We start from the raw sequence: 7,235 nt of genomic DNA, 5'->3' as shown, positions 1-7,235 counted from the left end.
GTGCATGTGCTGGTGACAGATGTGGCATGGATCCATCCCCGCCCCGGCGAACAGATCCTTTCGCCGGGAGCGAGGATGGATCCATGCCACATCTGTCACCAGCACATGCACCGGCGGTACTCCCGTGAGCGGCCCTGGAGGGACTGGCCCTGGAGGGGTCACCAGCGGGACGGGGCCGGATGCCGCCGGCACCCCGGCCCACGACATCGACGCCGAGTTCCTCGCGCTGCCCCGGGCCGCCCTCGCCGACGCCGTCCTGCAGACCGCCCGTGACCTGGGCGCCACCCATGCCGACATCCGCATCGAACGGCTGCGCAACGCGTCGCTGTCCTTCCGGGACGCAGGCTTGGAAAGCCGCACCGACGGCCAGGCGGTCGGCTTTGCCGTCCGGGTCGTGCACAACGGGACCTGGGGGTTCGCCGCCGGTGTCGACCTCACCGTGGACGAGGCTGTCCGGGTGGCCCGGGAAGCGGTCGAGATCGCGCGGGTGGCGCGTCCGCTGAACAGCGAACCGGTGGAGCTGGCCGACGAGCCGGTGCACGCGGACGCGACCTGGGTGTCGGCCTACACGGTCGACCCGTTCGCCGTCGAGACGACCGAGAAGATCGAACGGGTCGGGGGGCTGTGCCGCACGCTGCTGGCCGCCAGGGACGTCGACCATGTCGATGGCCGGCTCGGCCAGGTACTGGAGAACAAGTTCTACGCCGACCTCGCCGGGACGAGCACCACCCAGCAGCGCGTCCGGGTGATCTGCCAGCTTGAGGCGACCCGGGTCGACCGCGCCGCCGGCGGCTTCGAGACCATGCGCACGATCGCCCCGCCGGTCGGCCGCGGCTGGGAGTGGCTGGTCGCCGGCCCCGCCGCGGGTTGCTGGGACTGGGACGCCGAGATCGAGCTGATCCCGTCCCTGCTCGCCGAGAAGGCCAAGGCGTCCTCGGTCGAACCGGGCCGCTACGACCTGGTGATCGACCCGTCGAACCTGTGGCTGACGATCCACGAGTCGATCGGGCATGCCACCGAACTCGACCGGGCACTGGGCTACGAGGCCGCCTACGCCGGTACCTCCTTCGCCACCCTCGACAAGATCGGCACGCTGCGCTACGGCTCCACCCCCATGCACGTCACCGGGGACCGCACCGCCCCCCACGGCCTGGCGACCATCGGCTACGACGACGAGGGCGTGCGGGCCGGGCAGTGGGACATCGTCCGCGCCGGCACCCTGGTCGGCTACCAGCTTGACCGCCGGATGGCGGCGCAGAACGCCGCCGCCCTGGGCACCGGACGTTCCAACGGCTGCGCGTTCGCGGACTCGCCCGGGCACGTGCCGATCCAGCGGATGGCGAACGTCTCGCTGCGGCCCGCGCCGGGCGGGCCGTCCACCGAGGAACTGATCTCCCGGGTGGACCGGGGGATCTACATCGTGGGTGACAAGAGCTGGTCGATCGACATGCAGCGGTACAATTTCCAGTTCACCGGCCAGCGGTTCTACGAGATCCGCGACGGCCGGATCGTCGGGCAGCTGCGCGACGTCGCCTACCAGGCGACCACCACCGACTTCTGGGGATCGCTCGAGGCTGTCGGCGGCGAGTCGACCTACGTGCTCGGCGGGGCGTTCAACTGCGGCAAGGGCCAGCCCGGGCAGGTCGCGGCGGTCAGCCACGGCTCCCCCTCGGCGCTGTTCCGGAACGTCAACATCCTCAATACCCAGCGAGAGGCAGGCCGGTGACCGCACAGTCCCACGAGATCGTCGAACGGGCGCTGGAGTCGTCGCGGGCCGACGGGTGCGTGGTGATCGCCGGCGAGTCGAGCACGGTGAACCTGCGCTGGGCGAACAACACCCTGACGACCAACGGCGCGACCCGTGACCGGTCCGTCACCGTGATCAGCGTGGTGGGCCGGGCGTTCGGGGTCCGCTCGGCAAGTAACATCGCCGACAGTGACGATCTGGAGAAGCTGCTGCGCCTGTCCGAGGCGGACGCCCGGGAGGCCGAGGACGCCGACGACTACGCCGATCTACTCGGCCCCGGCGCCGACGTCGGCGTGCCGCACTCCCCGGGCGAGACCGCGGTGGCCGCCGCCGAAGCTGTCGCGGAAGCCACCTTCACCGATCCCGCGCAGCGCACCAGCACGGGCGTGTTCACCGAGTTCGCACGGGAACTCGGTGAGGCGTTCGCCGCGGCGCGGGCGGACGGGCAGCGCCTGTTCGGTTTCGCCCAGCACGAGCTGACCACCACCTGGCTGGGCACCTCCGCGGGGCTGCGGCTGCGGCACAGCCAGCCGACCGGGTCGGTGGAGTGGAACGCCAAGAGCGCCACCCCGGCCGGCTCGGTGTGGCACGGCCAGTCCACCCACGACTTCACCGACGTCTCCGTGCCCGCCACCCACGCGCTGCTGCGCGAGCGCCTGGGCTGGAGCGCCCGCTCGGTGGAGCTGCCCGCGGGCCGCTACGAGACGCTGCTGCCGCCGTCGGCCGTCGCCGACCTGCTGACCTACACCTACTGGTCAGCCGCCGGCCGAGACGCCGCCGAGGGACGCACCGTGTTCAGCCGGGCCGGGGGCGGCACCCGGATCGGCGAGACCCTGGGCCCGGCCGGGCTGCACCTGTTCAGCGACCCGCTGGACCCGGAGCTGCCGGCGACCCCGTTCGTGATCGCCGGGGCGTCGTCGGCGACGTCGAGCGTGTTCGACAACGGGCTGCCGCTGCGGCGCACCGACTGGATCGTGGACGGCAGGCTGGCCGCGCTGATCCACACCCGCGCCTCGGCGCGCGACGCCACCGCTCGCGGCGACGGGAACGGCGGCAAGGTGGCGGTGACCCCGTTCATCGACAACCTGACCCTTGACGGTGGCGGGACGGCGTCCCTCGACGAACTGATCGCGAACACCTCGCGGGGGCTGCTGCTGACCTGCCTGTGGTACATCCGCGAGGTCGACCCGCAGCTGCTCCTGCTCACCGGGCTCACCCGTGACGGCGTCTACCTGGTGGAGGACGGCGAGGTCGTCGGCGCGGTCAACAACTTCCGGTTCAACGAGAGCCCGGTGGACCTGCTGGGCCGGCTCACCGAGGTCGGGGCGACGGTCCGGACGCTTCCCCGCGAGTGGGGGGACTGGTTCACCCTCGCCCGGATGCCGGCCCTGCGCGTCCCGGACTTCAACATGAGCTCGGTCAGCCCGGCAAGCTGACACCCCCGCGTCCCCGAAACGCCTGTCAGGTGACGCGGGCCCGTCCCGAAACGATCAGAAACACATGATCGGACGCTGTCGCATCATGAAAGTGAGGGAACAGGTGGCGCCATGACAGCCGCTTCCGCCCTCACTTTCATGAACAGAACCGGACGCGCACGCCCGACTGCCTGACCGGTGTTCCAGGCGTTTGCTGTTCCAGCATTTCCGTCGTTCTGGCCGCGGCCGGCGTCCATGGCGTCCCCACGTCCCCGCGCGGCCCGCCACGGCCGGCGGAGCCGGCGGCGGGCAGGCCTCCCACGGGTTCGACACAGGCCGCCCACGGGGTTCACAGGTAGGCGCCGCGGCCGAACTGCTCGCCCTGCTGGGGAGCGCTGGGCAGGGCCCGCCGGCGCATCTCCTCCAGTTGGGCCCGGGCGGCCATCTGCTGGGCGAGCAGCGCCGTCTGGATGCCGTGGAATAGTCCTTCCAGCCATCCGACGAGCTGTGCCTGAGCGATCCGCAGCTCGGCGTCGCTGGGGGTCTGGGAGTCGTTGAAGGGGAGCGTGAGCCGGCCGAGCTCCTCGGCCAGCTCCGGGGCGAGCCCGTCGGAGAGCTCGGTGATCGCGTTACGGTGGATCTCCCGCAGGCGTACCCTGCTCGCCTCGTCCAGCGGCGCTGCCCGTACCTCCTCCAGCAACTGTTTGATCATTGAGCCGATCCGCATCACCTTGTCCGGCTGGGGGACCATCTCCATGAGCGCGCTCGCATGATCCTTGTCGTCTTCGGCCGCGGGCGACGCGGCCGGTTCGCCACCGAGCTGGGCGGCCACGACCCGCGAACGGGCAGCCGTGGTGCCCTCGTCCAGTGTTCCGTCCGGTCCGACGACCACGACCCGTGGGTCCGGTTGATCTGCCATACACCCATCCTGCCTGCTCGATCCGACAGGTATGCGGCCAGGACGGAAACGAGTCCGCAACTGGGCACCGTCAGCAACGGACGACCACCACATCACTATCCGCCGCCAGCTCCGCCTTCCGCGGCCAGCGCGTTACGGGGCGCCCACGGCTACGAGATGTCCACGGCTACAGGATGTCCACGGCTACGGGGTGTCCACGGCGAGCAGGACCTTGCCCACGTGGCCAAGCTCCTCGACGTGCCGGTGCGCGTCGGCGACCTTCTCGATCGGCACCACCTGGTCGATCACCGGACGGATCGCCCCGGCCTCGACCGCCGGCCAGATCCGCTCACGGACGTCCGCCACGATCGCGGCTTTCCGCTCGTCCGGCCGGGCCCGCAGAGACAGCGCGTGGACGCTCCCCCGCTTGGCCAGCAGCGCCGCCAGGTTCAGCTCGCCCTTGCGCCCGCCCTGCAGCCCGATGACGACGATGCGCCCCTCGACGGCCAGCGCCTCGACGTTGCGCGCCAGGTACGCCCCGCCCATGTTGTCGAGGATCACGTCCGCGCCACGGCCGCCGGTGGCCTCCCGCACCCGGTCGACGAAGTCCTCGTCCCGGTAGGAGATGGCGAGATCGGCTCCGAGTTCGCGGACGCGCACCAGCTTCGCAGGGCTGCCCGCGGTGGTCGCGATCGTCGACGACGGCCGCAGGGCCCGCACCGCCTGGATCGCGAACGTCCCGATCCCGGACGCCCCGCCGTGCACCAGGAACACCTCGCCGTCACGCAGATCGGCGACCCCGAACACCGTCGAGTGGACCGTGGCCGCGGCCTCGGGCAGCCCGGCGGCCTCGAGCAGTGACACCCCGGCCGGCACCGGGAGCACGTGGCCGGCGGGGACGTTGACCCTCGTCGCGTACCCGCCGCCGGCGAGCAGGGCGCAGACCTCGTCCCCCGGCTGCCACGCGGTCACCCCGGCGCCGACCGCGGCGACCCGGCCGGAGCACTCCATCCCCAGCACGGCGGACGCGCCCGGCGGCGGCGGGTAGAAGCCCTGGCGTTGCAGCAGGTCGGCGCGGTTGACCGCGGAGGCGACCACGTCGATGGCGATCTCACCCGGGCCAGGCGGGGCGAGGTCGTCCACCTCCGCCCAGGACATGACCTCGGGAGCACCGAAAGACGCCACCGTCACCGCGCGCACCAGCCCACCGTATCCACGCCCGCCCGCGCACCGCGTCCGACCCGCACCCACGATCATCAACCGGCCGCGGGAACAGGCGTCCCCCGGCAGGAACGCGGCCCACCGGGCTTCGGTTTTCCGAACCGTGCCGAAGTCTGCTCAGGACCACTGGCCCCGACAACACCGGGAGGGGTCCCGAGACGACTGGCTTTTTTCTGGCCGAGAACCGATTACGGACGATCAGCAATTGGGCGTTCACAATGATGAAAATCGTCATCCGCCTACGGGCAGAAAACGGCTTTGATCAGCCTTTATTGATATCGTGCTCCCACGGTCTCCGCGTTCGGAAGTCCTCGGGAAGACGGAAGGGTTTCGTTACCGTACGGGCTGCCATACGGAAGATCAGAGACTAGCCCGAGACCAGTCGCAGTACGGCGGCCCCGTCGGAAGACCATCCGGCCAACTGGATCGAAACCGTCCTGGGTTCCGGAGCCGGCGGCCCCTGCACTTTACCGGGAGCGCAGAATCCGCTACGGAAACCACCGCCGCGGAGAAACGTGAAAATGGTACCGCAGGTGCCTTTGAGGGTGCCGGACGCCTGCCCGCCATTCGCCAGGCTCAGCTCGAAGTCGAGTCCGTCGGGACTTACCTTGGTCACGGAAAGAGCGTCGGGGCCGACCGCGATGTCGACCGGCCCGTGCACGGACACCTCGCAGGTGCCGTCCACACAGGCTTCGAACCGTGTGCCGTCGACCGCGTTTAACGGCGGAGGCGACGGAACGGCTCTGGCGACAGGCGAGGTGGTAACGGGAACGACGATGGACGCCGTGGTGGCGGCAGGTGAGGTGACAGGAGGCACAATGGTGGGCACCGCGGTGGCGACAGGGACGGTTATGGCAGGGGCGCTGGTGGACGCCGCGACGGTAGCGACCTGGGAGCCGCAGCCAGCTATGGAAAGTGCCGCGAGAAGTACGCATCCCACACGCCCGCGAGGTCCCGGGGTCAACACGGAGCCACCGTTTCGACAGGCCGTCATCGATTACTGGTCCTCTCGCTCTGCCACCGGCCATCCGGCGCGCTGGCGACGATGCGGCATACTCGCCAGCCGCACTCCCGCGAGCCCACACCGTTGGTTGCCGGCCGATCCGCCTACATCATGTCCGGTCAACGGTGTCATACAGTAGTTGCCATGCGGCGGATATTGTGACAACAGTGACTTTTCTTGACGCCGCACCTTGGCCTCCTGGCGAGCGAATGGCCGGATGACAAGCGCTCCCCGGATGACGGGGAAGAGCCCGAGCGGCTGGAACAAGCCGATGGACCGCGCGGAGACAAAGTTGACCAATCCGTTGAGCACAGCGATCGGCTCGACGATGACGATGGCAATGACGAAGCGGATGCATGACAGCCGGCGAGGCAGCATGGCCGCGCATGCCAGCGGCGCCCCGGCCAGCACGAGGAACACCAGCGCGACAATGCCGAGCAACCCGGCCTCGCCGGAATCGGCGTGGTCATCCGCGGCAGTGACGCCGAACAGCAGGACGAATGCTCCGCCCGCGATACCGAGCGCCGCCCGTATGAACATCTCGTCGATGACGACCGTAACAACCCCGCCCTGACACCATGGGAACGGCAGACTCTCCTGGGTGGCCGAGAGTCTGCCGCACGTCGTCATCGCCCGGCGGCCCAACATCGAGAAAAGTACCGTGGAGACCTGCCTGGAACGAGTCCGGCAGAAGTACCGCGGCAAGGGTGCCTCATAAAAAGCCCGAGCGACTACGTCAGACGTGTAAAAGAAGACCCGATCCGCGGCGACCTGCCGTGGACGACGGCGGCGGCTCCGGCACGTGACGTCGTCACCCATGCTGATCTGCCGGCCCGATGAAGCCCAGCTGGCCACCGGGTGGCATGCGAGCCGCCCCGGCCGGCCCGGGCACGGATCAGACGGGTTCGGGCTCGGGCTCGGGCTCGATCGGAGCGGGTTCGGTGTAGGGGG

5 protein-coding genes are annotated in these 7,235 nt (G+C 70.0%); 2 read left to right on the top strand and 3 right to left on the bottom strand.

The features are described from left to right. Positions 1-205: 205 nt before the first annotated feature. Both CM1CMNOD_RS02900 and CM1CMNOD_RS02895 read left to right on the top strand, forming a co-directional pair. Positions 206-1,726, top strand: coding sequence for a TldD/PmbA family protein (locus CM1CMNOD_RS02900; protein WP_050803662.1), 1,521 nt, complete (start codon positions 206-208; stop codon positions 1,724-1,726). After that, positions 1,723-3,183 (top strand): TldD/PmbA family protein, encoded by a 1,461-nt coding sequence (locus CM1CMNOD_RS02895; RefSeq protein WP_013872176.1) that lies wholly within the window; start codon positions 1,723-1,725, stop codon positions 3,181-3,183. The genes CM1CMNOD_RS02900 and CM1CMNOD_RS02895 overlap by 4 nt, the downstream gene beginning before the upstream one ends. A 328-nt stretch (positions 3,184-3,511) precedes the next feature. Here the strand turns inward: CM1CMNOD_RS02895 and CM1CMNOD_RS02890 are convergent, their stop codons facing one another. The 3 genes from CM1CMNOD_RS02890 to CM1CMNOD_RS02880 form a co-directional block, all read right to left on the bottom strand. Next, positions 3,512-4,081 carry a bacterial proteasome activator family protein gene (locus CM1CMNOD_RS02890; protein ID WP_013872175.1) on the bottom strand — a complete coding sequence of 190 codons (570 nt, stop codon included), beginning with the start codon at positions 4,079-4,081 and terminating at the stop codon, positions 3,512-3,514. 183 nt (positions 4,082-4,264) lie between these two features. Continuing rightward, the gene (locus tag CM1CMNOD_RS02885) at positions 4,265-5,260 is read right to left on the bottom strand and encodes a zinc-binding dehydrogenase (RefSeq protein ID WP_241250240.1); all 996 of its coding nucleotides are present in this window, start codon (positions 5,258-5,260) and stop codon (positions 4,265-4,267) included. Between the two features lie 1,018 nt (positions 5,261-6,278). Continuing rightward, positions 6,279-6,932, bottom strand: a complete 654-nt coding sequence (locus tag CM1CMNOD_RS02880; protein WP_013872172.1) for a hypothetical protein — start codon at positions 6,930-6,932, stop codon at positions 6,279-6,281. Positions 6,933-7,235: the final 303 nt, after the last annotated feature.

The organism is Protofrankia symbiont of Coriaria myrtifolia, from assembly GCF_900634755.1.
Lineage (GTDB): Bacteria > Actinomycetota > Actinomycetes > Frankiales > Frankiaceae > Protofrankia > Protofrankia coriariae.
The sequence above is the reverse complement of the archived record's forward strand: the minus strand, read 5'-3'. Positions and strand labels throughout refer to the sequence as shown.

What these genes read in the sequence shown, in the direction of transcription:
- CM1CMNOD_RS02890 (WP_013872175.1), bottom strand. Translation starts at nt 4,081, where the DNA reads ATGGCAGATCAACCGGACCCACGGGTCGTGGTCGTCGGACCGGACGGA.
- CM1CMNOD_RS02880 (WP_013872172.1), bottom strand. Translation starts at nt 6,932, where the DNA reads ATGTTGGGCCGCCGGGCGATGACGACGTGCGGCAGACTCTCGGCCACC.